The 24,952-nt window shown below is 59.5% G+C and carries 24 protein-coding genes; 4 read left to right on the top strand and 20 right to left on the bottom strand.

What is annotated here, in order from left to right:
* Positions 1–14 precede the first annotated feature (14 nt).
* The 7 genes from FEZ21_RS18115 to gcl form a co-directional block, all read right to left on the bottom strand.
* A complete protein-coding gene (locus FEZ21_RS18115; protein WP_127196242.1) occupies positions 15–1,952 on the bottom strand; it encodes a DNA topoisomerase III in 1,938 nt (645 codons plus the stop codon).
* Between the two features lie 212 nt (positions 1,953–2,164).
* Entirely contained in the window at positions 2,165–3,169 is a 1,005-nt protein-coding gene (locus FEZ21_RS18110) for a sulfate ABC transporter substrate-binding protein (RefSeq protein ID WP_003441920.1), read from the bottom strand.
* Positions 3,170–3,262: 93 nt separating this feature from the next.
* Positions 3,263–4,084 (bottom strand): ion transporter, encoded by an 822-nt coding sequence (locus FEZ21_RS18105; protein ID WP_003441923.1) that lies wholly within the window; start codon positions 4,082–4,084, stop codon positions 3,263–3,265.
* Between the two features lie 39 nt (positions 4,085–4,123).
* On the bottom strand, positions 4,124–5,035 hold the full coding sequence (locus FEZ21_RS18100; protein ID WP_010656421.1) for an urea transporter: 912 nt from the start codon (positions 5,033–5,035) through the stop codon (positions 4,124–4,126).
* Between the two features lie 157 nt (positions 5,036–5,192).
* The gene (locus FEZ21_RS18095; protein ID WP_003441938.1) at positions 5,193–6,083 is read right to left on the bottom strand and encodes a 2-hydroxy-3-oxopropionate reductase; all 891 of its coding nucleotides are present in this window, start codon (positions 6,081–6,083) and stop codon (positions 5,193–5,195) included.
* Positions 6,084–6,218: 135 nt separating this feature from the next.
* The gene (gene hyi / locus FEZ21_RS18090; RefSeq protein ID WP_003441941.1) at positions 6,219–7,001 is read right to left on the bottom strand and encodes a hydroxypyruvate isomerase; all 783 of its coding nucleotides are present in this window, start codon (positions 6,999–7,001) and stop codon (positions 6,219–6,221) included.
* A 56-nt stretch (positions 7,002–7,057) separates the two neighbouring features.
* Positions 7,058–8,833: a glyoxylate carboligase gene (gcl, locus tag FEZ21_RS18085; RefSeq protein WP_010656420.1), complete on the bottom strand. Its 1,776-nt coding sequence runs from the start codon at positions 8,831–8,833 to the stop codon at positions 7,058–7,060.
* Between the two features lie 267 nt (positions 8,834–9,100).
* Between gcl and FEZ21_RS18080 the strand changes: the two genes are divergently transcribed.
* The gene (locus FEZ21_RS18080) at positions 9,101–9,541 is read left to right on the top strand and encodes a heme-binding protein (RefSeq protein WP_010656419.1); all 441 of its coding nucleotides are present in this window, start codon (positions 9,101–9,103) and stop codon (positions 9,539–9,541) included.
* 251 nt (positions 9,542–9,792) lie between these two features.
* Here FEZ21_RS18080 and FEZ21_RS18075 read toward each other — a convergent pair whose 3' ends face one another.
* A complete protein-coding gene (locus FEZ21_RS18075) occupies positions 9,793–10,398 on the bottom strand; it encodes a TetR/AcrR family transcriptional regulator (RefSeq protein WP_003441950.1) in 606 nt (201 codons plus the stop codon).
* A gap of 133 nt (positions 10,399–10,531) precedes the next feature.
* Between FEZ21_RS18075 and FEZ21_RS18070 the strand changes: the two genes are divergently transcribed.
* The gene (locus tag FEZ21_RS18070; protein WP_003441952.1) at positions 10,532–11,473 is read left to right on the top strand and encodes a DUF808 domain-containing protein; all 942 of its coding nucleotides are present in this window, start codon (positions 10,532–10,534) and stop codon (positions 11,471–11,473) included.
* On the opposite strand, the gene FEZ21_RS18065 is transcribed toward FEZ21_RS18070, so the two are convergent.
* The gene (locus FEZ21_RS18065; RefSeq protein WP_003441954.1) at positions 11,463–12,662 is read right to left on the bottom strand and encodes an MFS transporter; all 1,200 of its coding nucleotides are present in this window, start codon (positions 12,660–12,662) and stop codon (positions 11,463–11,465) included. The two genes, FEZ21_RS18070 and FEZ21_RS18065, sit on opposite strands and share 11 nt — an antisense overlap.
* 116 nt (positions 12,663–12,778) lie before the next feature.
* Between FEZ21_RS18065 and FEZ21_RS18060 the strand changes: the two genes are divergently transcribed.
* Positions 12,779–13,381 carry a TetR/AcrR family transcriptional regulator gene (locus tag FEZ21_RS18060; RefSeq protein ID WP_003441956.1) on the top strand — a complete coding sequence of 201 codons (603 nt, stop codon included), beginning with the start codon at positions 12,779–12,781 and terminating at the stop codon, positions 13,379–13,381.
* A 19-nt stretch (positions 13,382–13,400) separates the two neighbouring features.
* Here the strand turns inward: FEZ21_RS18060 and FEZ21_RS18055 are convergent, their stop codons facing one another.
* From FEZ21_RS18055 to puuE, 8 genes are all read right to left on the bottom strand, one after another.
* Entirely contained in the window at positions 13,401–14,186 is a 786-nt protein-coding gene (locus FEZ21_RS18055) for an outer membrane protein OmpK (protein WP_003441958.1), read from the bottom strand.
* A gap of 358 nt (positions 14,187–14,544) precedes the next feature.
* On the bottom strand, positions 14,545–15,330 hold the full coding sequence (locus tag FEZ21_RS18050; protein ID WP_003441959.1) for an outer membrane protein OmpK: 786 nt from the start codon (positions 15,328–15,330) through the stop codon (positions 14,545–14,547).
* A gap of 110 nt (positions 15,331–15,440) precedes the next feature.
* A complete protein-coding gene (locus tag FEZ21_RS18045; protein WP_003441961.1) occupies positions 15,441–16,805 on the bottom strand; it encodes a nucleobase:cation symporter-2 family protein in 1,365 nt (454 codons plus the stop codon).
* Positions 16,806–16,889: 84 nt separating this feature from the next.
* The gene (locus FEZ21_RS18040; RefSeq protein WP_003441964.1) at positions 16,890–18,179 is read right to left on the bottom strand and encodes a urate hydroxylase PuuD; all 1,290 of its coding nucleotides are present in this window, start codon (positions 18,177–18,179) and stop codon (positions 16,890–16,892) included.
* Between the two features lie 49 nt (positions 18,180–18,228).
* The gene (locus FEZ21_RS18035; protein ID WP_003441966.1) at positions 18,229–18,732 is read right to left on the bottom strand and encodes an ureidoglycolate lyase; all 504 of its coding nucleotides are present in this window, start codon (positions 18,730–18,732) and stop codon (positions 18,229–18,231) included.
* A gap of 115 nt (positions 18,733–18,847) precedes the next feature.
* Positions 18,848–19,843: an allantoicase gene (gene alc / locus FEZ21_RS18030; protein WP_003441968.1), complete on the bottom strand. Its 996-nt coding sequence runs from the start codon at positions 19,841–19,843 to the stop codon at positions 18,848–18,850.
* 61 nt (positions 19,844–19,904) lie between these two features.
* The gene (gene uraD / locus FEZ21_RS18025; RefSeq protein ID WP_003441971.1) at positions 19,905–20,420 is read right to left on the bottom strand and encodes a 2-oxo-4-hydroxy-4-carboxy-5-ureidoimidazoline decarboxylase; all 516 of its coding nucleotides are present in this window, start codon (positions 20,418–20,420) and stop codon (positions 19,905–19,907) included.
* A complete protein-coding gene (gene puuE, locus FEZ21_RS18020) occupies positions 20,417–21,346 on the bottom strand; it encodes an allantoinase PuuE (RefSeq protein WP_003441974.1) in 930 nt (309 codons plus the stop codon). The genes uraD and puuE overlap by 4 nt, the downstream gene beginning before the upstream one ends.
* 372 nt (positions 21,347–21,718) lie before the next feature.
* On the opposite strand from puuE, the gene uraH reads away from it, so the two are divergent.
* On the top strand, positions 21,719–22,072 hold the full coding sequence (gene uraH, locus FEZ21_RS18015; RefSeq protein WP_003441977.1) for a hydroxyisourate hydrolase: 354 nt from the start codon (positions 21,719–21,721) through the stop codon (positions 22,070–22,072).
* A gap of 127 nt (positions 22,073–22,199) precedes the next feature.
* Here the strand turns inward: uraH and FEZ21_RS18010 are convergent, their stop codons facing one another.
* The 3 genes from FEZ21_RS18010 to FEZ21_RS18000 all read right to left on the bottom strand — a co-directional run bounded on the left by FEZ21_RS18010 (position 22,200) and on the right by FEZ21_RS18000 (position 24,935).
* Complete coding sequence (locus tag FEZ21_RS18010; RefSeq protein ID WP_003441992.1) at positions 22,200–22,826, bottom strand: LysE family translocator; 627 nt, start codon at positions 22,824–22,826, stop codon at positions 22,200–22,202.
* 68 nt (positions 22,827–22,894) lie between these two features.
* Entirely contained in the window at positions 22,895–24,244 is a 1,350-nt protein-coding gene (locus tag FEZ21_RS18005) for an NCS2 family permease (RefSeq protein ID WP_003441995.1), read from the bottom strand.
* Positions 24,245–24,494: 250 nt separating this feature from the next.
* A complete protein-coding gene (locus FEZ21_RS18000; RefSeq protein WP_003441996.1) occupies positions 24,495–24,935 on the bottom strand; it encodes a MarR family winged helix-turn-helix transcriptional regulator in 441 nt (146 codons plus the stop codon).
* Positions 24,936–24,952 lie beyond the last annotated feature (17 nt).

Genomic DNA, 24,952 nt, shown 5'->3' with positions numbered 1-24,952 from the left:
CGGCAGCCGCCGGCTCAAGTGCTTTTAGCTTTCACCGCCCGCTTTGGCTTTGCCCTGGCGGGCGCTGCCTTACGTTTTTTCTTCCACGCCGGCGCCATGCCCGCCGGGCTGGCCGGGCCGCTGATGGTCATGGTCATGCCACTGCAGCGGGCGATGTGTTTGCTCATCCACGCCGCCTGTTTGGCGACGAAGGTCTCCAGGGTCATTTCACCGCTTTGCACCATGTCCAGCGCTTGTTCCCAGATGGCAGTGGTGCCGGGGTCGGCGATGGCGCGGGGCACCGCATCGATCAGGCTGAAGGCCGGCGCAGTGGCGGCCAGGGCCTTGCCGTTTTTGATCAGGTAGCCACGATCCAGCAGCCCCTGAATGATCCCGGCGCGGGTGGCCTCGGTGCCGATGCCGGTGGTGTCCTTGAGCTTTTGTTTTAACAGCGGGTCCTGCACCAGTTTGGCGACGTTTTTCATTGCCTTGATCAGGTCGCCTTCGGTGAAAGGCTTGGGTGGCTGGGTCCACAGGTCTTTGAGGTGGACGTTGGCAATGGCGCAGTCCAGACCCTCGCGCAAAATCGGCAATGGTTGCGGGGCCGCAGCTTCGCGACCCCTGGCCGGAGCCAGGGCCTCGGGCAGGGCGCGTTTCCAGCCGGCTTCGACAATTTGTTTGCCCACGGCGCGCAGGGCCTGGCCGGCGCAATCGAAGTCGGCCTGGGTGCGATCGTATTCGTGGTTGGGCAGGAATTGCGCCAGATAGCGTGCGCGAATCAGGGTATACACCGCACGGTGTTTGCCCGTCAGGCGTTCCAGGTTTTTCGCCGCTGCCGTAGGAATGATGCCGTGGTGAGCACTGACTTTGGCGTCATTCCAGGCCCGGGAGCGGCGTTGCGGGTCGAGGTGTCCGGCCAGCGGTGCCAGGCTCGGGTCGGCCTGCTGCAGGGCTGCCAGAATCGATGCTGCTTCGCTGTGCTGGCTTTGCGGCAGGTAACCGCAGTCACTGCGCGGGTAGGTGACCACCTTGTAGGTTTCGTACAGCGCCTGGGCGATGTCCAGGGTTTCCTGGGCGCCGAGGCCGAGCTTTTTCGAACACACTTCTTGCAGGGTGCCGAGGTCGAATGGCAGTGGCGCGACTTCCCGCATGCGTTCGGTGCGCAATTTGCTCACCCGGGCACTGCCGGCGCTGTTGATGGCGTCGGCCGCCTGCTGGGCATGGGCCTGATTGAGGCAGCGATCCTGTTCGTCGCAGGTGTCGGGATCGGCCCGCCACTGTGCGGTGAACAACTGCCCGTCGTGTTTGAGCTGCACGTCGATGGCCCAGTAAGCCACGGGTACGAAGTCGCTGATGCTGCGATCGCGGTCGACCACCAGCCGCAGGGTGGGGGTTTGTACCCGGCCCACCGGCAGTACGCCCTGATAGCCGGACTGGCGCCCGAGGAGGGTGAACAGGCGGCTCATGTTCATCCCGATCAGCCAGTCGGCCCGCGAGCGGCCCAGGGCCGAGTGATAGAGGTTAAAGGTTTCGCTGCCCGGCTTGAGGGCGGCCAGGGCCTTGCGAATAGACGCGTCATCCAGGGCTGACAGCCACAGGCGCTGGATCGGCCCGCGATAGCGGCAGTGCTCGACCAGTTCACGGGCGATCATTTCACCTTCGCGATCGGCGTCGGTGGCGATCACCAGTTCGCTGGCTTCGCCGAGCAGGCGTTTGACGGCCTTGAACTGGCTGGCGGTCTTGGGCTTGACGCGCATTTTCCACTTTTCGGGAATGATCGGCAGATCGGCCAGCACCCAGCGCTTGTAGCGCTCGTCGTAGGCATCGGGCGGGGCGGTTTCGAGCAAGTGACCGATGCACCAGGTGACGGTGACAGCGGGGCCCACCCAGCAGCCATCACCGCGTCGGCTGGCACCGAGCACGGCCGCAATATCTTTGGCCTGGGAAGGTTTTTCGCACAGAAACAGCCGCATAGCTCCACTCATTCATCATGCCGCACAGAAGGTGCACAGCATGGCAGAGAATGGCTGAAGGGCAACTGTTTTTACTGTGTTTTTGTACAGCTTTGAGGTGGTTGCCAACCAACCTGCAGGAGCGAGCTCTTCGTTGTGGCGTTGAAAAAGCTCGCGAGCAAGCTCGCTCCTACAGACTAGTTCGCTCCTACAGACCAGCTCGTGGGTGGGGGTTATTGACCGTTGTAGATCTGGTCGAACACGCCACCGTCGTTGAAGTACTTTTTCTGCACGTCGCGCCAGTCGCCGAAGGTTTTCTCAACCGACAGGAAATCGACTTTCGGGAAGCGGTCGTTGTACTTGGCCAGGATTGCCTGGTCCCGTGGACGCAGGTAGTTTTTGGCGGCGATTTCCTGACCTTCAGGGGACCACAGGTACTTCAGATATTCTTCGGCCGTTGCGCGGGTGCCTTTTTTGTCCACCACCTTGTCGACTACGGTCACTGGCGGCTCGGCTTCGGCCGACACGCTCGGGTAGATCACTTCGAACTGGTCGCGACCGAACTCGCGGGCGATCATTTCCGCTTCGTTTTCGAAGGTCACCAGCACGTCGCCGATCTGGTTGGTCATAAAGGTGGTGGTGGCTGCACGGCCGCCGGTGTCCAGTACAGGAGCCTGCTTGAACAGTTTGCCGACGAACTCCTTGGCCTTGGTTTCATCGCCGCCGTTCTTCAGAACATAGCCCCAGGCCGAAAGGAAGGTGTAGCGGCCGTTACCCGAGGTTTTCGGGTTTGGCACTATCACTTGCACGCCATCCTTTAGCAGATCCGGCCAGTCTTTCAGGGCTTTGGGGTTGCCTTTGCGCACAATAAACACGGTGGCCGAAGTGAAAGGCGCGCTGTTGTCCGGCAGGCGGGTCACCCAGTTTTGCGGAACCAGCTGGCCATTATCCGCCAGGGCATTGATGTCGGTGGCCATGTTCATGGTGATCACGTCAGCCGGCAGGCCATCAATCACTGATCGGGCCTGTTTGCTCGAACCGCCAAAGGACATTTGCACATTGAGCTTGGTGCCATGCTCGGCTTCCCAGTGTTTCTGGAACGCGGCATTGTAGTCCTTGTAGAAATCGCGCATCACATCGTAGGACACGTTTAGCAATGGCGGCGGGGTGGCTGCATGGGCAATGCTGCCGAGGGCCAGGCCAGCGGCCAGGATTGAGGCACTAAAAAGTTTTTTCACTGCGCATTCCTTGTTATAGGGAGCAATAGGGGCAAATTGCCAGCGACTATAGTCGCTGCCGCATAGGTCTTAAAAGATTAAAAAGCACTTTGGTTATGCATTTTTAGCATATAGAGCATTGCCGCAGCGTGAACAGAATGAGGCGGACTGTTCGTGACGTTGTTTCTTGCACGCCGGGCAGTCGTGCTGCAGTTGCTCGCCGCGCATGGCGTTGGCCAGTTCGGCGGTAAAAATACCGGTTGGCACGGCGATAATCGAGTAGCCCGTGATCATGACCATGGCCGAGATGACTCGCCCGAGGACGGTTTGCGGCACGATGTCACCGTAACCCACAGTGGTCAGGGTCACGATGGCCCAATAGATGCTCACAGGAATGCTGGTAAAGCCGTTCTCCGGGCCTTCAACCACATACATCAAGGTGCCGAACACGGTCACCAGGGTCGATACACCGACCAGGAAAACGATGATTTTCTGTTTGCTGCCCCGCAGGGCCGAGAGCAGGTAGTTGGCCTGGCTGAGGTACGGCACCAGCTTGAGCACCCGAAAGATGCGCAGCATGCGGATGATGCGGATGATCAGCAGGTACTGCGCGTCACTGTAATAAATCGCCAGAATGCCGGGTACGATCGCCAGCAGGTCCACCAGCCCGTAAAAGCTGAAGGCATAGCGCAGGGGCCTGGGTGAGCAATACAGGCGCAGGCCGTACTCCACGGCAAAGACAAAGGTGAAACCCCACTCGATGTAAGCCAGCAGATCGGCGTAGTCGCGGTGAATGCTGTTGATGCTGTCGAGCACCACCACCACCAGGCTGCACAGAATGATCAGTAACAGCGTGGTGTCAAAGCGCCGCCCGGCAGGCGTGTCAGCCTGAAAGACCATGACGTACAGGCGTTGACGCCAATCCTTGTTATTCATGTAGGTTGCTCGAGCCTTAAATGACAGAAGGTTCAAGGATTAACGCTCAATGCGCAACCTGCATTGCTCTTCGGATTTCGCCGCGGCGGGTCTGAGTACCCGCACACTGGAATGCACCAGCCAGCAGGCGAGAATAAATGGAGCGGTTAAAAGGGGCAGCCCCAGGGCAATGAATCCGGGGGTCAGGATCAGGGTCACGACGATACCGATCAATGGCAGCCAGGGTCGACGTCGCTGCTGGCTCAGGGCCAGGGCGGCCAGCACCGGGTTGTAGCCGCCGAGCCCGCTGAGCGCGGCACTGGTGTCCTGTTGATACAGACTGAATAAAAGACCTGCCAGCGATCCCGCCAATGCCCAGCCTGCGGCCCGCCAACTGCTCAGCCACAGCCCGAGCGCAATCAGCAATCCGGCCACGGGGTGTTGCAGCAACATGACCTGGCCAATGCCTTTGAGCACGGCCAGACCCAGGGTCAGGCCATTGAGTGGCAGGTCGTGATTCAGGGGTTGGGCCGGCGGGTTGTGCAGGTGCAGCAGGATCCAGCCCAGCCCGACAAAGGGCGCGGTATAGGCCAGAAGGCTTTGCCCGTCTGCCGCGCGTTTGAGCCACTGGTGAATCAGCATGGTACTCAGGCCGGCACTGGCGATGATCAGCAGCGGCAACAGGGCCGACCATTGCAGTTGGTGGCTCAGCAACATGCCCAACAGAATGCCGTTGTAGCTATAGAGGCCTGCCTGGCGTTCGGCCTTGGGATAGTCACGGCGTTGCGCAGTCAAGAGCCCGGCAATCCCTCCCAGCAAGGCGCCACTGAGCAGGCCCGGGGCACTGACCAGAATTGCCAGCAAGCACAAAACCCCGCACAGCGGCTGGCGCTGGAGGAAGATCTGACTGAACCCCGCGCACAGAGCGGTGGCCCAGTCAGGGCATGCAGGACTGAGTTGGTTTGAGCCCATGATGAGTTCCGTGGCACGCGGAGGGGGTAGTCGCTGCCGAGGCACGAAGGCTGCGAGCTCTTGGTGGTCAGCGCTTGGCGGTTAGCGGTTAACTGCTAACCGCCAAGCGCGGTCCTGCGGCCCGCATCGCTGTCTTCGTGCCTCGTCAGCGTCAGGTTTATTTGTCGCGGATCGAGAAGTTGGCCATGTGCTCCAGGCCCTTGATCAGTGCCGAGTGATCCCAGTTGCTGCCACCCAGGGCGGCGCAGGTGCTGAACACTTGTTGTGCGTTGGCGGTGTTGGGCAGGTTGATCCCCAGCTCGCGGGCACCGGCCAGCGCCAGGTTGAGGTCTTTCTGGTGCAGGCTGATGCGGAAGCCCGGATCGAAAGTGCCTTTGATCATGCGCTCGCCGTGCACTTCGAGGATTTTCGAAGAGGCAAAACCGCCCATCAGGGCCTCACGAACCTTGGCCGGGTCAGCGCCGTTTTTGGCGGCAAACACCAAGGCTTCAGCCACCGCCTGAATGTTCAGGGCGACGATGATCTGGTTCGCCACTTTGGCGGTCTGACCGTCGCCGTTGCCGCCGACCAGGGTGATGTTTTTGCCCATGCTCTGGAGCAGGGACAGGGCGCGGGCGAAGGTCTTTTCGTCGCCGCCGACCATGATGCTCAAGGTGCCTGCCTTGGCCCCGACTTCACCACCGGAGACCGGCGCGTCCAGGTATTGCGCGCCTTTGGCGTTGATCTTTGCGGCGAAGGCTTTGGTCGCAGTGGGGGAGATCGAGCTCATGTCGATCACCACTTTGTTCGGGCTCAGGCCGGCAGCGATGCCGTCCTCGCGGAACAGCACGTCCTCGACCTGGGGGGTGTCCGGGACCATGACGATGATGAACTCGGCCTCCTGGGCGACTTCTTGCGGGCTGGCCAGGGCGACCGCGCCAGCGGCCACCAGATCGGCAGGAGCTGCACCGTGGTGGGTGGACAGGAACAGGCTGTGCCCGGCCTTTTGCAGGTTGCTGGCCATGGGTGAGCCCATGATGCCGGTGCCGATAAATCCGATTTTAGCCATGACAAATCCTCTTGTTTTTATTTGCAGCTGATGCAGGTCCGTGGGAGCTGGCTTGCCAGCGATGCGGTGTTTCCGTTTTCGCCGGGTGATCCAATCGCTGGCAAGCCGGCTCCCACAAAAGACCCGTAGTCGCGCTTAAACCGCGTTGTGGGTTTTGAGCCACGCAAGACCGGCTTCGGTGCTGGTCAGCGGCTTGTATTCGCAGCCGACCCAGCCTTGATAGCCAATACGGTCAAGGTGCTCGAACAGGAAGCGATAATTGATCTCGCCGGTGCCGGGTTCGTGGCGCCCCGGGTTGTCGGCCAGTTGGATGTGGTTGATCTGCGGCAGGTGCGCCTGCATCGTGCGGGCCAGATCCCCTTCCATGATTTGCATGTGATAGATGTCGTATTGCAGGAACAGGTTGGCACTGCCGACCTTGTCCTGAATGGCCAGTGCCTGCTTGGTGTTGTTCAGGTAGAAGCCCGGGATGTCGAGGGTGTTGATCGACTCCATCACCAGCCTGATCCCCGCCGCCTGCAGCTTGTCGGCGGCGTACTTGAGGTTGCTGACCAGGGTTTTTTCGACCTCGGCCTCGGCCACGCCCTGGGGGCGAATTCCGGCCAGGCAGTTGATCTGGTCGTTGCCCAGGACTTGTGCATAAGCGAGGGCCAGATCGACCCCCGCGCGAAATTCTTCAACCCGGTCCGGGTGGCAGGCAATGCCGCGCTCGCCCTTGGCCCAGTCACCGGCCGGCAGGTTGAACAGCACCTGGGTCAGTTTGTTGGCGTCGAGCTGGGCCTTGATCTCGGCGGAGCTGTAGTCGTAAGGAAACAGGTATTCAACGCCGTGGAAACCAGCATTGGCAGCCGCTTGAAAACGGACAAGGAAATCCTGTTCGGTGAACAGCATGGACAGGTTGGCGGCAAAACGCGGCATGGTGAACTCCTGTGAAAAGGGGATGCCCCTCCCCGAAGTGAGAGGGGCGCAGTCAGTCAGTCAAGCATCGAAATGGCGGTCGGCGCGTCGTTGCCTACCAGCGCCAGGTCTTCAAATTCATTGACTGCGTTGATTTCAGTGCCCATCGAAATGTTGGTCACACGCTCCAGAATGATTTCCACCACCACCGGTACGCGGAACTCCTTGATCAGCTCTTGAGCCTTGCGCAGTGCCGGCTGGATGTCGTTCGGTTCGAAGACCCGCAGTGCCTTGCAGCCCAGGCCCTGGGCGACGGCTACGTGGTCGACGCCATAGCCGTTGAGCTCCGGAGCATTGAGGTTATCGAAAGACAGCTGTACGCAGTAGTCCATTTCAAACCCGCGCTGTGCCTGGCGAATCAAGCCCAGGTAGGAGTTGTTCACCACCACATGGATGTACGGCAAGTTGAACTGTGCGCCGACGGCCAGCTCTTCGATCATGAACTGGAAGTCGTAGTCGCCGGACAGGGCCACGACATTGCGCTGCGGATCGGCCTTGACCACCCCCAGGGCTGCCGGAATGGTCCAGCCCAGCGGGCCGGCCTGACCGCAGTTAATCCAGTGGCGCGGTTTGTACACGTGCAGGAATTGCGCACCGGCAATCTGCGACAAACCGATGGTGCTGACGTAGCAGGTGTCTTTGCCGAACACCTGGTTCATCTCTTCGTACACCCGTTGCGGTTTGACCGGCACGTTGTCGAAGTGGGTCTTGCGGTGCAGGGTGGCTTTGCGCTGCTGGCAGTCTTGTAGCCAGGCGCTGCGGTTTTTCAGGATGCCGGCGGCTTTCCATTCCCGGGCTACTTCAAGGAACATCCTGAGCGCCGAGCCGGCGTCGGAAACGATGCCCAGGTCGGGAGTAAATACCCGGCCAATCTGGGTCGGTTCAATGTCGACGTGGATGAATTTGCGGCCTTCGGTGTAGACATCGATCGAGCCGGTGTGGCGGTTGGCCCAGCGGTTGCCGATGCCCAGCACCAGGTCGGATTTGAGCAGGGTGGCGTTGCCGTAGCGATGGGAGGTTTGCAGGCCGACCATGCCCACCATCAGCGGGTGATCGTCGGCAATGGTGCCCCAGCCCATCAGGGTTGGAATGACCGGGATCCCGGTCAGCTCGGCAAACTCCACCAGCAGTTCACTGGCGTCAGCGTTGATCACGCCACCGCCACTGACCAGCAGCGGGCGCTCGGCCTGGTTGAGCAGGTGCAAGGCTTTCTCGGCCTGGATCCGGGTCGCCGTCGGCCTGGATAGCGGCATCGGTTCGTAGGCGTCGATATCGAATTCGATTTCTGCCATTTGCACATCAAACGGCAGATCGATCAGCACCGGTCCGGGACGCCCGGAGCGCATTTCGTAAAAGGCCTTCTGGAAGGCATAAGGCACCTGGCCCGGCTCCATGACCGTGGTTGCCCACTTGGTCACGGGCTTGACGATGCTGGTGATGTCCACGGCCTGGAAGTCTTCTTTATGCATCCGCGCACGCGGGGCCTGGCCGGTGATGCACAGAATCGGGATCGAGTCGGCAGAGGCGCTGTACAGGCCGGTCACCATGTCGGTCCCGGCGGGGCCGGAGGTGCCGATGCACACGCCGATGTTGCCGGCTTTGGTGCGGGTATAACCCTCGGCCATATGCGAGGCGCCTTCGACGTGGCGAGCAAGGACGTGATCGATGCCACCGACCTTTTGCAGGGCAGAGTACAGCGGGTTGATCGCGGCGCCCGGGATACCGAATGCGGTATCGACACCTTCGCGACGCATCACCAGAACGGCGGCTTCGATTGCTCTCATTTTGCTCATCGTTTTGTGCCTCTTACGTTTTATAATTGTATACAAGTGGCTGTTTGGCGAGTGTATTCATGCTCCGGTGCGCAGGTCAATGGGTTTTGTAGAATCAGTTTGTAATAGCCGATCCCCCTTGTAATAGGGCACAAGGCCTAATGATTTAGGGTTTTCCATTTAAAAATTGTATACAAATAAATTATTTATTGTGTTCTATTGGTTGTATTGAGTTCGCCCATAGAGGCGCGCGAAAGGCTTTCCAATAACAAAATAAGGACGGCAACCATGAGTGCTTTAACCTTGAAAGTCGCTTTAGACCTGACCGCACAGGCCTTGAACACAGGGCGCCAGATAAGCGCCGCCCCATTGACCGTGGCGGTGCTGGACAGCGGCGGGCATTTGCTGGCGCTGCAGCGCGAAGATGGCGCCAGCCTGCTACGGCCCAGCATTGCCATTGGCAAGGCCTGGGGCGCGATTGCACTGGGTAAGGGCTCGCGTTTGCTGGCGCTGGATGCACAGCAGCGCCCGGCGTTTTTCGCTGCGCTGAACGGCATGGGCCAGAGTGACGTGGTGCCTGCGCCGGGCGGGGTGCTGATTCGCGATGCTCAGGGGCAGGTGATAGGCGCCATGGGTATCAGCGGCGATACCTCGGATATTGACGAGCAATGCGCCATCAGTGCGATAGAAGCCCAGGGCTTGCGGGCGGATGCGGGGGTGGCGGTGTAGTCCGCTATTGGCTCGCCGCTTGTTGTAGGAGCGAGCTTGTCTCGCGATCTGTTTTAAAGGCTCGCGAGGCAGCTCGTTCCTACAGAGGGCAGGGGTGGTCAGTCAGGTGCCTCGCGTCTGTTTTAAAAGCTCGCGAGGCAAGCTCGCTCCTACAGGGGACAGGTGGTGGGCAGTCCTGTGCCTCGCGTCTGTTTTAAAGGCTCGCGAGGCAAGCTCGCTCCTACAGGGGCAGGGGCAGGGGCAGGTGATGGTCAGTCCGGTGCACAGCCCTTGAGCACCAGGCGGATGATGGTCTGGGCCGCGGCTTCGTAGTCGCTGTCTTGCAGTTTGGCTTTGCCGGTGATGGCCGAGATCTGCCAGTCGAAGTCGGCATAGGTCTGGGTCGCTGCCCAGATACTGAACATCAGGTGATGGGGGTCGATCGGCGCAATCTGGCCACGGTCGATCCAGGTCTGGATGCAGTCAATGTTGTGTTTGGCCTGGACGTTCAACAATTGCACCTGCTGCTCGCTCAGGTGCGGGGCGCCATGCATGATTTCGCTGGCGAACACTTTTGACGCAAAGGGCAGGTCGCGGGAAATCATGATTTTGGAACGGATGTAATTGCTCAGCACGGCATTGGGTTCGCCGTCGGCATTGAACGGGGTCGATGCGCGCAGAATAGGGTCGATAATGCTTTCGAGGACCTCGCGGTAGAGGTTCTCCTTGGATTTGAAGTAGTAGTAGACATTGGGCTTGGGCAAGCCTGCCTTGGCGGCGATGTCGCTGGTTTTGCTGGCGGCGAAACCCTTGTCAGCGAACTCTTCGCTGGCGGCACGCAAAATCAGTTCTTTATTACGCTCGCGGATACTGCTCATAAACCCGATATTTCCTTGCCTGGTTGGGCGGTCGGGCATGGTAGCACCGGGCTTGCGGGCTGCTCAAGATTGCAGCCTGAGGGCTGGCACGCGCTATGCTTGGCACCATTCAATCTGGAAGGGAAGTTTGCCCATGGCAGGCAGTAGTTTACTGGTGTTGCTCGACGATATCGCCGCAGTCCTTGATGACGTCGCGCTGATGACCAAAGTGGCCGCCAAAAAGACCGCCGGGGTGCTGGGGGATGACCTTGCACTCAACGCGCAGCAGGTCTCTGGCGTAAGGGCCGACCGGGAGTTGCCGGTGGTGTGGGCGGTAGCCAAAGGCTCGTTCCGCAACAAGCTGATTCTGGTGCCCGCGGCGCTGGCCATCAGTGCGTTTGCGCCGTGGGCCGTGACGCCGCTGTTGATGCTGGGCGGTGCTTACCTGTGTTTTGAGGGTTTTGAAAAACTCGCCCATCCGTTTATGCACAGCAAGGCCGAAGATCAGGGCAAGCACCAGGCGTTGCAACAGGCGGTGGCCGATGCAGAAGTCGATCTGGTGGCTTTCGAGAAAGACAAGGTCAAGGGGGCCATACGCACCGACTTCATTCTGTCGGCCGAAATTATCGCCATCACCCTGGGAATCGTGTCCGAGTCGCCGTTGCTGCAGCAGGTCGTCGTGCTCAGCGGTATCGCCATTGTGATGACGGTGGGGGTTTATGGCCTGGTGGGCGGCATCGTCAAACTGGATGACGCCGGCCTGTACCTGAGCCAGAAAACCGGTGATGGTGTGTGGTCAGGTTTCCAGCGCAGTTTCGGCCGCGGTTTGTTGAGTACTGCGCCGTACATGATGAAAAGCCTGTCGGTGATCGGCACCGCGGCCATGTTTATGGTCGGTGGCGGCATCCTCACCCATGGCGTACCTGCGGCCCATCACTGGATCGAAGGCGTGGCTGCAAGCAGCGCCCAGTGGCTGGGTGTGGTCTCGGCCATAGTCCCGACCCTGCTCAATGCCGTGGCCGGCATTGTTGCCGGCGCGGTGGTGCTGGCCGTGGTGGCGGGCGTGAGCAAGGTCTGGCGCGCCATCAAAGGCTAGGACGAACCGTGGTGCTGCGTTGCAACAAGCGATAACCCAGTACGGCAACCAGCAGCATCACGCTCCCCGCCGCCAGCGATACGCCAAACCCGGCCTGGGCACCGTAAGCATCAATGACCCAGCCGCCAAGCACGGCGCCCAGGGCAACCCCCATGCCCAGGCCGGTGATCATCCAGGTCAGGCCTTCGGTGAGCTTGGCCGGCGGCACTATGTTTTCCACCAGGCCCATGGCGGTAATCAGGGTCGGGGCGAAGAACAGCCCGGCGACAAACATGGCGCCGGCCAGGGTGGCGATGCTGTCGGCCCACATCAGCGGCACCATGGTCAATGCGGTGGCCAGCGCACCCAGCAGGAACAGTTTGGGCAACGGCATGTTCAGCTTGAGCGTGCCGAACACCAGTCCGACGATGCACGATCCCAATGCGTACACCGACAGCACAATACTCGCGGCGGCGGGTTGGCCTTGCTGTTGGGCGAAGGCAACACTGACCACATCCACGGTGCCGACAATCGTCCCCAGCCCCAGCAATGCCAGGAGCAATATCATCACTGCACCCTGACTCAGGACGGTGCCGTTGTTGTCGGCGCTGCGCGGGTGCACGGGTGGCTCGGTTTTGCGTTGCAGTACAAATGCAGTGACCCCGATCGCGAGAAAAATGGCGGCCGCCAGAGGGCCGGCCTGGGGAAACAGCGCTACGCTCAGCCCCACGGAAATCGGCGGGCCAATAATAAAACTCACCTCATCGAGTACCGATTCGAACGAGAACGCGGTATGCAGTTTGGGCGAGCCGCGAAACAACTCGGTCCAGCGTGCGCGGACCATCGCCGACATGCTGGGAATGCAGCCGGCCAGCGCGGCGAAGACGAAGAGAGTCCAGTCCGGCGCCGCGAAATGACTGCACAGCAGCAATGCCAGCAACGCCCCCACGCCGATGGCGCTAATGCCGGGCAGCACGCGGCCCTGGCCGTATTGATCGACCCAGCGCGAGATCTGCGGTGCCAGCAATGCCATGGACAAGGCAAAGGTTGCTGCCACGGCACCAGCCAGCCAGTAGGAGTCGCGCAGTTGCGCCAGCATGGTAATGATGCCGATCCCGACCATGGAAATCGGCATGCGGGCGAGCAGGCCCGCACCGCTGAAAGCCTTGGTGCCGGGGGCGCTGAAAATCTCGCGATAAGGGTTGGCCATACAAGCTCCGGAGCAGTCATCTGACCGCGTCACATACGCGGCGTATGCAGAAATATACGCATACGCTGCGTATGTCAATTAACATACGCGACGTATCTGAAATTAGGGGGACAGGCATGGCGCCCAAAGTGCGGTCACAAATGATTGAACAAACCCGTGGCAAGCTGCTCGATGCAGCGCGTCAGGCGTTTGGCTCGATCGGTTATGCGCAGACGTCGATGGATGAACTCACTGCTTCGGTGGGGCTGACCCGGGGTGCGCTGTATCACCATTTTGGCGACAAGAAGGGGTTGTTGCAGGCCGTGGTTCAGCAAGTCGATGCCGAGCTGGATGTACAGCTGGCAGAGGCCTTTGCGCGGGCGGCGAGCCCGTGGGACGGTTTTAAAGGGCGTTGTCGGATGTTTCTGGAAATGGCACTGCAGGTGGAGGTGCAGCGGATCATGCTGCGCGATGCTCCGTCGGTGCTGGGGTCGCAGTACCTGCAGAGCAGCCAGTCGGACTGCAGCGCTTCAATGGCGGCGATGCTGCAAGGCTTGATGGACACCCGGGTGATTCAGGCCACCGATCCGGAAGCCCTGGCACGGTTGATTCAGGGCGGCTTGATGGACCTGTCGTTCTGGATTGCCGGGGCCGACAACCCGCCACAGCGTCTGGCGGCGTCTCTGGACAGCCTGGACCTGATGCTGCGCGGGTTGCTGCTGGCGCCCCAGGCGCAGTGAAGCGCCCGGGGCCCGGGTATCAGAAGTGGTACTTGACCAGCAGGCTCGCAGTGTCCTGATTGGTTTTGAACGCGCCGCTGTCTTCGATGCCGTATTTGTTTTTCCAGTAGTCGTATTCAATACCGACGTACAGCTGCTTGGCGCCCCAGCTCAATGCCTTGCCCAGGTCATATTTGATCTGCGGGTTGAAGTGCAGGTTGGCGTGGTAGGTGCCGCGCGAGTTCTGGTCGTTGTCGACCACCCAGTCCATGTAGCCGTCGATCAGCACATCGGAATTGCCCAGGGGCAGGGTGTAGGACCACACCGGGGTGATCTGCCACACGCCACGGCCGGCACGGTTGCCTTCAGGGAAGCGCTGGTAGAAGTTCAGCTGGAAGTAGTCGAAGCCCGGTACGTTCAGGTCGAAACCCGGACCGATCAGGTAAGCATCGGTGTCGCCTTCGCCGAACTCGTAAGTCATGGCCAGCAGCACGTCTTTGATCGGACCGAACTCAAACTTCTGGTCGAAGATCTTGCCCATCGACAAACGCGGGGTGAACTCGCCGTAGTAAGTGTTCGGGCCTACGTTGCCATCTTTTTTACCGTTGTAAAAAATACGGTCGACGAAGAGAAAGTTGTCACCGTACTTCCAGCTGTCAGCGTGCTCGAAGGTCAGGGTCTGTTGAATTTTCGGGTTAACCTGGAAGTCCTTGCCGTACAAGTAAGTCAGGCTGTTGGTTTGCCATTGCAGCAGGTCGCCGGCAACTGCCGGTGCCCCGCCAAGCATGCTCCCCGCAAGCATCAGGCTGGTCAGAATGCGCTTCATTCGGTTGCTCCAAAAATTAAAAATTCTGCATTGATAAGAACGTAACGCTCTGTTCCGGCGCCTTGATTCCTCTGTTTAAAACTTGCCCTTTCGGTCAACTTTAATACCTGTAGCAAGTGCCGGGCCACGGCGGTTTGGCGGCCAACGTAAATCCCTCGGCTGTCGTCTGACAGTTGAGTGGATAGAGCGCTAAGGCGGCCGTAAACCCTTGGTTTAACTGTATTAAGTTGGCTTTGAAGTCAGCTTTGAACAACGCTCACCCGTGAGCGGGCGCGCAGGATACGGGCTCCGGGGCCGGTACTCAAGTGCCCTGTCATTGCGCATGTCGGGCAATCACAGGGCATCGCAGAGGCTTGATCTAGAAGTGCACTTTCACCAGGGCGCTGGCAGTGTTCTGATTGGTGTCCAGACGGCTGCTGCTATCGATGCCGTACTTGTCCTTCCAGTAACTGTATTCGATGCCGACATACAATTGTTTTTCACCCAGATTGAGGGCTTTGCCCAGGTCGTACTTGATCTGCGGATTGAAGTGCAGGTTGGCGTGGTAAGTGCCCCGTGAGTTGCGATCGTTGTCCACCACCCAGTCCATGTAGCCATCGATCAGCAGGTTGGAGCGGCCCAAGGGCAGGGTGTAGGAAAACGACGGAGTGATCTGCCAGGTTCCGGTGCCGGGACGTGGCCCTTCGGTGTGACGGCGATAGAAGTTGAGGGTGAAATAATTGAACCCGGGTACCGCCAGGTCAAAGCCCGGGCCGATCAGGTAGGCCTCGCTGTCGCCTTCGCCGTACTCGTAAGTCATGGCCAGCAATACATCCTTGACCGGACCGAACTCCAGTTTCCGCTCGAATATCTTGCCGAACGACAGCCGCGGGCTGAACTCGCCGTAATAAGTGTGCGGACCTTTGTTGGGGTCGGCTTTGCCGTTGTAGAAAATCCGGTCGACAAACAGGAAGTTGTCGCCGTATTTCCATTTATCGGCATGTTCAAAGGTGAGGGTTTGCTGGATCGAAGGGTTGATCGCGAAATTCTTGCCGTACAGATACGTCAGGCTGTTGGTTTGCCATACAAACAGATCACCGGCCATGGCCTGACCGGCAGCCAGAAACCCACCCGCGAGCGTGATGCCCCAGTGTTTGCAGTTCATGGGTAATTCCCTTTTTTATTATTTTTAATACCGATGCGCCGATGCACTGTAGGAGCGAGCTTTTCGTTGCTGCGTTAAAAGCTCGCTCCTACAGACAGGCAGATGGGGCATCAGTGCTGATGCACGTGCCCGCTCATGGCGGCGCGACCGGCGCCGCCCAGCACATTGAACAACAGGTTCAGGCTGACCGCGCTGACGGCGGCCATTGCAATGCCGCTGTGGGTGATGGGGCCCATCCACAGTGGCAGGTGGGCGAAGAACTCCGGCCGTACCACCGGAATCAGGCCCATGCCGATACTTACCGCCACCAGCAATTGATTGCGTCGGTCGGCAATGTCCGCTTCCTGAAGGATCTTGATCCCCGTGGCTGCCACCATGCCGAACATGGCGATGGCTGCGCCGCCCAGTACGGCTGGCGGAATCGAGGCCACCAGATAGGCTGCCTTGGGCAGCAGGCTGAGGGTAATCAGGAATACCCCGGCCATGATGGTTACCGAGCGGCAACGTACGCCGGTCATTTGCACCAGACCGATATTCTGGGCGAAGGAGGAGTGGGTAAAGGTGTTGAAGAAGCCGGCCAGGAACGAAGCCCCGGCATCGCACAGCAAGCCGCGGCGCAGCATGCGCGGGGTTACCTCCTGGCCGGTAATTTTGCCCAGGGCCAGAAACATCCCGGTGGACTCGACAAAAATGATCACCACCACCAGACACATGGACAGGATCGGTGCCAGATGGAATTCAGGCATGCCGAAGTGCAGCGGGGTGACCACCTGGAACCACGGCGCCAGACCGATGCCGTTGAGGTCGACCATGCCCAGTGCGCCGGACAATATATAACCCAGGGCCATGCCGATCAGCACCGAAATGTTGACCCAGAAGCCACGCATGAAACGGTTGATCAGCAGGATGGTGGCCAGCACCAGTGCGGCGATGGCCAGGTACATCGGTGAGCCGAACTGTGCCGCGGCACTGCCGCCACCGGCCCAGTTCACTGCCACGGGGAACAGTGACAGGCCAATGGAGGTGATCACGGTGCCGGTCACCAGCGGCGGGAAGAAGCGCACCACCCTGGACATGAAGGGCGCGATGATCATCCCGAAAAAACCGGCAGCAATGGTTGCGCCGAAAATCCCGGTCATGCCGATACCCGGCATTCCGGCCATGGCCACCATGCTGCCGACTGCAGCGAAACTGGCGCCCATCATCACGGGCATGCGAATGCCCATGGGGCCGATGCCCATCGACTGGACGATGGTTGCGATCCCGGCCACCAGCAGGTCGGCGTTGATCAGGAAAGCGATCTCTTCGCGGCTAAGGCCCGCGGCCTGGCCGATAATCAGCGGTACGGCAACGGCGCCGCCATACATCAGCAGCACATGCTGCAAGCCGACCAGAATCAATTGCAACAACGGCAACCGCGCCAGGGGAGGCGGAGCGGTTATGGCGGGTATGCGTGGTTCGGTTAATTCGGACATGCAACACCTCGTTCATTTTTATTGTTGTGAGCTTGTGGTGTGTTTCTGTGACCGCGCCATGGCTGCGGTCACAGAAGGTGTGCGTCAGTTGGTGCGGGCTCCGGTGTTGATCCAGGCGCCCAGAAGGTCACGTTCCTGTTGGGTCATCTGGGTGATGTTGCCCAGCGGCATGATCTGGCTGGCGACGGCCTGGGCCTGAATTCGCGGTGCCATCAACTGGATTTGTTGTGCGGTGTCGAGCATCACGCCCCCGGGGGCCGCGCTGAACAGCGGGCTGGTGGGTGTGGCCGAATGACAGACCGCGCAGCGCTCCTGAATCACAGCGTGCACCTTGTCGAAATCGACGCTGGCCACCGGTGCTGGCGCTGCAGCAGGTGCAGTGACAGGCGCCGGCGCGGTAGCGGGTTTGGCGCCACTGACTGCGGTTTCAGGGATGGGCTGATACTTGATCACCTTGGCCACTTCGGGGGCGGTTGGTGCAGGCTTGGGGCCGGTGACGTATGCCAGGCAGATCATGCCCAGGGCCGCGACCGGCAAGGTCCAGGCAAATTTGTGGCTGTTATGGCGGGTGTTGAAGTAATGGCGTACCAATACTGCCAGCACCGCAATCCCGGCCAGGATCAACCAGTTGTAGGCACTGCCGTAGGTGCTGGGGAAGTGGTTGCTGATCATGATGAACAGCACCGGCAAGGTGAAGTAGTTGTTGTGACGCGAACGCAGCAGGCCTTTGGCCGGCAGGGCCGGATCGGGCGTACGGCCTTCCTTGATCGCGGCCACCAGAGCCCGCTGGGCCGGCATGATGATGCGAAACACGTTGCCGACCATGATGGTGCCGATAATGGCGCCCACATGCAGATAGGCGCCTCGGCCGCTGAACACCTTGCTCAGGCCGAATGCGGCAGCTACCAGCAGTACGAACAGGATCAGGCCGAGCAGCGCCGGGCGTTTGCCCAGGGCCGAATCGCACAGAAAGTCGTAAATGAACCAGCCGGCAATCAATGAACCAATGCCGATGGCCACCGCTTGCGGGCCGCTCAGGCTGCTGCCGGGAGCGATCAGGTAAAGTGCCGGGTTGAAGTAGAACACCAGGCACAGCAGGGCGATGCCCGACATCCAGGTGAAATAGGCCTCCCATTTAAACCAGTGCAGGTTGTCCGGCATGGTAGGGGGGGCCAGCTTGTATTTTTCGAGGTGGTAAATGCCGCCGCCGTGGATGGCCCACAAGTCGCCGGCCAGCCCCTCTTTTGGGTTGTTGCGGTTGAGGTTGTTTTCCAGCCAGACAAAATAAAACGACGCGCCGATCCAGGCCACACCGGTAATCATATGAATCCAGCGTACGCTCAGATTCAGCCATTCCATCAGATGTGCTTCCACAGTCTCTACCTCTTGCCTGTCACTCTTGCGTGAGTGATCAGACCTTCTCTTATTGGTGGGGGGCGAGGATCAATCGCTCATCCTCTTTGAAGAAATGCTCATCGCAGTTATTGCCTGTGCCACTGCGATCAACCACCAGGAAGTCATCCCGCTTTTCGATCGTCAGCACCGGATGGTGCCAAACGCCGCGATGGTAATTAATGCCCTGCCTGCCATTACTGACAAAGGCGCGGACCAAGCCTGATACAGGTTCATCGCCAAGTGGCGCGACCACGATCAGAAAGGGGTTGCCGAGCAGCGGGATGAAAGCCTGACTGCCCAACGGATGGCGCTCCAGCATGCACACGGTCAGCGGCATGTCCTGCGCATCGGCGCGGAAAATGCTGATGATGGCCTTGTCTTCCGGCTGCGCGGTTTCGACTTCGGCCAGACGATGAAAGCGCATGGTCGAACCGTTGTTGATCATGAAGTGGTCGCTGCCGTCGGTTTCAATAACGTCACCGAAGGGGGCGAAGGCTTCTTTGGTCAGCGGTTCAATCTGCAATGTGCGCATGGTCTGTCTTCTTTTCCGGATTCTGTGGTGTTGGATCTGTTGTTGTCGCTGGCAAGCCGGCTCCCGCATTGGCATATGCCTGTGGGAGCCGGTTGACCGGCGACGGGGTTATTCCTTATTTAGCGACCTTGCCCAGGATACGCAGGCGGCTTACACCACCGTCCGGGAACAGGTTGAGGCGAATGTGAGTGATCGGGCCCAGGGCTTTGATCTGCTCGCTGAAGCTGTGCTCGGCGTGCATTTCCATCTTCTGTGCAGGCAGCAGTTCACGCCAGAACAGCGATTGGGTTTCGATCTGGCTGTCAGTGCCGCCTTTGACGAACGCGCCCTGAATCGAGCAGGTGTCCGGGTAGTTGCCCTTGAAGTGCAGGGTGTCGACGATGATTTTTTCGATCTCGCCGGCATGCCCCAGCGCCACGATCACCCAGTCGTTACCCGGGGTACGGCGGCGTGCGGTTTCCCAGCCGTCGCCCATATTGATGCCGCGGCCCGGGTTGAGGATGTTGCTCATGCGGCCGAAGTGTTCGTCGGAGCAGGCCAGGGCACGGCCACCGTTCAGGGCTGCGGCAAGGTCGACCTGTTCGTTGTCGCCCACTGCCGACCAGTCACGGAACGGCACGCCGTACACGCGAAGACGGGCTACGCCGCCGTCCGGGTAGATGTTGAAACGCAAGTGGCTGAAGGCCTGGTCATTGCTGATTTCGTGGTAGTGGTGGCTGTTGCCTTGCAGTTCGACCGCGGACAGCACTTCAACCCACTGGGTGTTTTCGTTGGGCTCGCCCTGGGCCAGAAAGCAGGCTTCAAGGGAGGCAGACGGCGGGAAGTTGCCGGTGAAGAATGAAGTGTCGATGTCCACGCCTTTGATCGAGCCGGGTACGCCCAGGCGGATCACCGCGCTGTCATAGCCTTCGAAGCGCTTGCGGCGGGACTCCCAGCCGTCCATCCACTTGCCGTTGTCATCGAAAACGCCCTCCTTCCATACGGCCGGGGTCGGCTGGAACATGCGGTTGGCGTCAGCGAACCAGTCATCGGTCACCGAGATAATCTTGGTGCCTAGACGGGCATCGGCCAGGTTGACGAACTTCTCGAAAGGTACGGCGTAAGCTTTCATTCTTCTGGTCTGCCTTTAAATAAGTGGCTGGAGATGCGTGACCGGCAGGTGCCGGCTCGGCTTAGAGCTGGAGTAATCGGAACAGGGCTATTTTGTTGATTTGCGCCAACGCACATTTGAACTCGACGTCTGCCGGGTTGTGGATGCGGGTCTCGAACGCGGCGAGGATCTGGTGCCGGTCGCTGCCTTTTACCGCCATGATGAAGGGAAACTTGAACTTGGCTTTATAGGCCTCGTTCAGCTCGGTGAAGCGCTGAAACTCTTCTTCCGTGCATTGGTGAATACCGGCGCCAGCCTGTTCATGGGTGCTGGCTTCGGTCAGTTGGCCCTGTACGGCAGCTTTGCCCGCCAGGTCCGGGTGAGCATTGATCAGTGCCAGCTGACTGGCGTGATCGGCGCTCAACAAAATGTCACTCATGCGCTGGTGCAGGGTTTCGATCTGGTCGACGCTGCTGTCCAGACCCAGGTCGTAAGCCTTTTCGGCGACCCAGGGCGAGTGTTCGTAAATATCGGCAAAGGCTGCCACGAACGCTTCACGACTCAGGGTTGAAGGCTTGAGAGTTTTGAAGGTGCTCATTGGCCGGTCTCTGCAACAAAAGGGTGGGTGGCGTGCCAGTGCCGGGCGATGTCCACGCGGCGGGTGAACCAGACCTGTTCGTGGCCCCTGGCGTATTCAAGGAAGCGCTTGAGGGCGGCGAGACGCGCAGGGCGGCCAATGAGGCGGCAATGCAGGCCGATCGATAGCATTTTCGGCGACTCTGCGCCTTCGGCGTACAGCACATCGAAAGCATCCTTGAGGTACTGGAAAAATTGCTCGCCGGTGTTGAAACCCTGCACCTGGGTGAAGCGCATGTCATTGGTGTCCAGGGTGTAAGGGATCACCAGATGCGGCTTGCCGGTGGGGTTGTTGGGTTCCCAGTAGGGCAGGTCATCGTCGTAGGTGTCAGAGTCATACAGAAAGCCGCCTTCTTCCATCACCAGCCGCCGGGTATTGGGGCCGGTGCGGCCGGTGTACCAGCCCAGCGGACGCTCGCCGCTGATTTCGGTGAGGATGCGGATGGCTTCGAGCATGTGTTCGCGCTCGAGGGCTTCATCCATGTACTGGTAGTCGATCCAGCGATAACCGTGGCTGCATATCTCATGTCCGGCGGCAACCATGGCCCGGATTACGTCAGGGTGACGTTGGGCCGCCATGGCCACGGCGAACACCGTGAGCGGGATATCGAATTCGCGAAACAGCTTGAGCACGCGCCATACGCCGGCACGGCTGCCGTATTCGTACAGGGACTCCATGCTCATGTTGCGCTCGCCCTGCAGCGGCTGCGCCGAAACCATTTCCGAGAGGAAGGCTTCTGATTCTTTGTCGCCGTGGAGGATGTTGCGCTCGCCGCCTTCTTCGTAGTTGAGTACGAAAGACAGGGCGATGCGGGCGTTGTCCGGCCAATGCGGATGCGGAGGGTTGGGACCGTAACCAATCAGGTCGCGTGGGTAGTCAGCGCTCACTCAATCTTCCTTATTGTTTAGTTAACAGTCGATTGGCCAGACCTGGCGTCACTGTGATGGTCTGATTGTATACAACTTTGTAATACGTTTGTAACCCTGCTTTTGCGCATTTTTACCATGCTTTGTGCGGGAAAGGTACTTGCAAAAAACTTGCCTGATTGGTCAGCTTATGAATATAAAGTCTTTGGCTGCAGCGGTGTTCAAGGAATACGGGGTCCAGGCCTTATGCGCTGTGGCCTGGGTTAATTTGCGTTTTTAATTGTGTACAATTTTTTTAATAAATGTCTTAATCCTGGCTGCGCCGGATCTTTTGACGGGTCAAAAGGGTGCAGCGCCAGTTTTATTTACCGGTTCGGGGAGGTCGCACACGCAATGGGACGTTTGACTACGCACGTTTTGGATGCCGCACACGGTTGTCCGGGCAGTTCGATCAAGGTCGAGCTGTATCGGGTGGAAGGTTCGCAGCTGCAACTGGTCGCCACGGCGCAGACCAATAGCGATGGCCGTTGCGACGCACCGTTGCTGGAGGGTGACACTTACCGTTCAGGGGTTTATCAGTTGCAGTTCAGTGCCGGTGACTACTACCGCGCACGGGGTGTGCAGTTGCCGGAGCCGGCATTTCTGGATGTGGTGGTGCTCAGATTCGGCATCAGTGCCGAGCAGGATCACTACCATGTGCCGCTACTGATTTCGCCGTACAGCTATTCGACGTATCGCGGCAGCTAGGTTTTTCGATCTGCGCATGTGGTTATTTGCCCGCTCGCACTGCGGGCTTTTTTTTGCCTGCAATGTGCGCCAAGCCTGTAGGAGCGGGCTGTTAAAAAGCTCGCTCCTACAGGTGTTATTGCCGGCTTTAGCGGCTCAGCAAAGACGCGGTGCCCGCCACGCCGAACAGGCCGGCACTGATACGGTTGAACCAGCTCTGGCCCTTGCCGCTGCGCAGGTAGCCCGCCGCGCCGTGTGCGCCCAGGCCGTAGGCCAGCTTGCAGAGCAGGTCCAGCACGGTCCAGGTGGCAATCATCACCAGTAACTGCGCCAGGAAAGGCTGATCGGGATCAAGAAACTGCGGCAGAAATGCGGCAAAGAACAGAATGTCTTTCGGATTGCTGGCGCCCAGTACGAACGCGCGTCCAAACAGGGCACTGAAGCGCGGTTTTGGTGCGGCGGCCGGTACGTTGACGGCGGTGGCCGGTTGCCGCGATTGCTTCCAGCTTTGCCAGGCGAGGTAGAACAGGTACAGCGCACCGACGATCTTGAGCGCGCTGAACAACTGTTCCGAGGCCAGCAGCAGGGCCCCCAGCCCCAGTGCCGAAGCGCTGAGCAGGCAAATCGAGGCAATCACGCCACCCAGAAAGGCGGGGTACGAGCGGCGCAGGCCGTAGTTCAAACTGTTGCTGATCATCAGTAACGACAACGGCCCCGGGATAAGGATCACCACCAGTGCCGCGCTGCTGAACAGCAGCCAGGTTTCCAGACTCATTACGTGCTCTCCCTCTTCTAAAAAAGCAAACGCCCCGCACCGGGCGGGGCAGGTCGATATTGCCCTGTTTACAGGTAAATAAACTTGGCAATGAAAATGGCGCAGAGCACCCACAGGCTCACGGATATCTCGCGGTACCTGCCCGTGCCGGCCTTGAGTGCAACGTAGCTGATAAAGCCGAGGGCTATACCGTCAGCCACCGAGAAGGTCAGGGGCATCATGATCATGGTCACAATCGCCGGGATGCAATCGGTAGGTTCGCTCCAGTTGATGTGCTCCATGCCGCCCATCATCAGCATGGCCACGTAGATCAGCGCTCCGGCAGTGGCATAGGCGGGAATCATGCCAGCCAGCGGGGCAAAGAACATCGCGGCGACAAACAGTACGCCCACGGTCACGGCGGTGAGCCCGGTACGTCCGCCGGCCGCAACGCCTGCGGCACTTTCGACGTAGCTGGTGACGGGCGGTACACCGACCACTGCCCCAAATACGCTGGACGCACTGTCAGCCTTGAGGGCGCGGGACAGGTTTTCGATCTTGCCATCCGCTTTCACCAGTCCGGCGCGCTGGGCCACCCCCATCAAGGTGCCGGCGGTGTCGAACATGTGCACAAACAGGAAGGCCAGGACCACGCTGATCATGCTGACGTTGAACACGCCCTTGAGGTCCATCGCCATCCAGGTCGGTGCCAGGCTGGGCGGGGCGGACATGATGCCGTTGTAGTGCACCAGATCCAGGCCCCAGCCCGCCAGAGTGACGGCGATGATGCTGATCAGGATTGCGCCGAACACCCTGTGATAGCTGAGAATCGCGATCATCAGAAAGCACACGGCGGCGAGCAGCGGAGCGGGGTCGCGCAGTGAGCCGAGCTTGATCAGGGTGGCCGGGCTGTCGACGATGATGCCCGAGGTTTTCAGGCCGATGATTCCCAGAAACAGGCCAACGCCGGCGCCCATGGCGTAGCGCAGGCTGGCGGGGATGCTGTTGAGCAACCATTCGCGGACCCGTGACAGGGTCAGAATCAAAAACAGCACGCCGGAGATAAACACTGCACCAAGGGCGGTTTCCCAGCTATAGCCCATGGTGCCGACCACGGTGTAGGTAAAGAACGCGTTGAGGCCCATGCCTGGCGCCAGGCCTACCGGCCAGTTGGCATAAAGCCCCATCAGCATGCTGCCCAGCGCAGCGGCGATGCAGGTCGCGACAAAGGCTGCGCCATGGTCAATCCCGGCATCGGCCATGATGTTGGGGTTGACGAAGATGATGTAGGCCATGGTGATAAAGGTGGTCAACCCGGCAATCAGCTCGGTTTTGACCGTAGTGCCATGCAGCGACAGTTTGAACAGGCGCTCCAGCCAGCCTCGGGAGGCGGGCGGTGAAAGATCCAGGGCGGGTGCTTCTGACTTTTGGCTGTCCACGGTGATGTCCTCAGGCTTTTATTTTTGTAAGGGCGCTGTTTGAGGCGGGCGATGCTTTTCCTGACCTTTGAGTCAGAAATCTGTGTGTGACGAGGATTATGCTTTTGTATACAAAAAAAGCAAATAATGTTTTTCGTATTGTGATCGAAATATAAGCTCTGTTGGAGCGAGCTTGCTTGCGAGCTCTGCGTTATTGCATTGAAAAGCTCGCGAGCAAGCTCGCTCCTACAGATAGGCAGATAGGCAGCTGTCAGGCCTGGCGGCTTTGGCCTAAAGCCTGATTGATCGCCAGCCAGCCATTGACCGCGTCTTCACCCGCCTGCGCAAATACCCGTTGCAGCAATTTGACTTGCTCGCGGCGCAGGGCTTTTTCGAAACTGACGCCGTCAGCCGTGAGTTCCAGTAGCCGCTTGCGCTTGTCGGTCTCGGGGGCAACGCTGCGTACCAGGTTCATCTCGATCAACTGGCGTAATGGCGTATTCAATGCCTGCTTGCTGACCCCCAGCAATACCAGCAGTTCCTTGACGCTCACCCCGGGGTAGTGGGCGATAAAAAAAACGATGCGCTGATGCACCCGACTCAGCCCGCGGCGGGCCAGCATTTCATCGGCTTTGGCGGTAAATGCTTGATAGCCAAAGAAGAAGGCTTCCATGGCGGCGCGCTGAGTGGTTGGATTTTTAAGGTCAGGCATATTGACGTATCTAGGCT

The organism is Pseudomonas sp. 9.1(2019), from assembly GCF_009910445.1.
GTDB lineage: Bacteria > Pseudomonadota > Gammaproteobacteria > Pseudomonadales > Pseudomonadaceae > Aquipseudomonas > Aquipseudomonas paraversuta.
The sequence above is the reverse complement of the archived record's forward strand: the minus strand, read 5'-3'. Positions and strand labels throughout refer to the sequence as shown.

Bases quoted from the DNA above. Each gene is read 5' to 3' on its own strand.
- FEZ21_RS18035 (WP_003441966.1), bottom strand. From the start codon at position 18,732: ATGCGCACATTGCAGATTGAACCGCTGACCAAAGAAGCCTTCGCCCCC.
- uraH (WP_003441977.1), top strand. From the start codon at position 21,719: ATGGGACGTTTGACTACGCACGTTTTGGATGCCGCACACGGTTGTCCG.
- FEZ21_RS18000 (WP_003441996.1), bottom strand. From the start codon at position 24,935: ATGCCTGACCTTAAAAATCCAACCACTCAGCGCGCCGCCATGGAAGCC.
- FEZ21_RS18075 (WP_003441950.1), bottom strand. From the start codon at position 10,398: ATGAGCAGTATCCGCGAGCGTAATAAAGAACTGATTTTGCGTGCCGCC.
- FEZ21_RS18105 (WP_003441923.1), bottom strand. From the start codon at position 4,084: ATGAATAACAAGGATTGGCGTCAACGCCTGTACGTCATGGTCTTTCAG.
- FEZ21_RS18045 (WP_003441961.1), bottom strand. From the start codon at position 16,805: ATGTCCGAATTAACCGAACCACGCATACCCGCCATAACCGCTCCGCCT.
- uraD (WP_003441971.1), bottom strand. From the start codon at position 20,420: ATGAGCACCTTCAAAACTCTCAAGCCTTCAACCCTGAGTCGTGAAGCG.
- FEZ21_RS18115 (WP_127196242.1), bottom strand. From the start codon at position 1,952: ATGCGGCTGTTTCTGTGCGAAAAACCTTCCCAGGCCAAAGATATTGCG.
- alc (WP_003441968.1), bottom strand. From the start codon at position 19,843: ATGAAAGCTTACGCCGTACCTTTCGAGAAGTTCGTCAACCTGGCCGAT.
- hyi (WP_003441941.1), bottom strand. From the start codon at position 7,001: ATGCCGCGTTTTGCCGCCAACCTGTCCATGCTGTTCACCGAACAGGAT.
- FEZ21_RS18100 (WP_010656421.1), bottom strand. From the start codon at position 5,035: ATGGGCTCAAACCAACTCAGTCCTGCATGCCCTGACTGGGCCACCGCT.
- FEZ21_RS18080 (WP_010656419.1), top strand. From the start codon at position 9,101: ATGAGTGCTTTAACCTTGAAAGTCGCTTTAGACCTGACCGCACAGGCC.
- FEZ21_RS18065 (WP_003441954.1), bottom strand. From the start codon at position 12,662: ATGGCCAACCCTTATCGCGAGATTTTCAGCGCCCCCGGCACCAAGGCT.
- FEZ21_RS18095 (WP_003441938.1), bottom strand. From the start codon at position 6,083: ATGGCTAAAATCGGATTTATCGGCACCGGCATCATGGGCTCACCCATG.
- FEZ21_RS18070 (WP_003441952.1), top strand. From the start codon at position 10,532: ATGGCAGGCAGTAGTTTACTGGTGTTGCTCGACGATATCGCCGCAGTC.
- FEZ21_RS18055 (WP_003441958.1), bottom strand. From the start codon at position 14,186: ATGAAGCGCATTCTGACCAGCCTGATGCTTGCGGGGAGCATGCTTGGC.
- gcl (WP_010656420.1), bottom strand. From the start codon at position 8,833: ATGAGCAAAATGAGAGCAATCGAAGCCGCCGTTCTGGTGATGCGTCGC.
- FEZ21_RS18010 (WP_003441992.1), bottom strand. From the start codon at position 22,826: ATGAGTCTGGAAACCTGGCTGCTGTTCAGCAGCGCGGCACTGGTGGTG.
- FEZ21_RS18060 (WP_003441956.1), top strand. From the start codon at position 12,779: ATGGCGCCCAAAGTGCGGTCACAAATGATTGAACAAACCCGTGGCAAG.
- FEZ21_RS18050 (WP_003441959.1), bottom strand. From the start codon at position 15,330: ATGAACTGCAAACACTGGGGCATCACGCTCGCGGGTGGGTTTCTGGCT.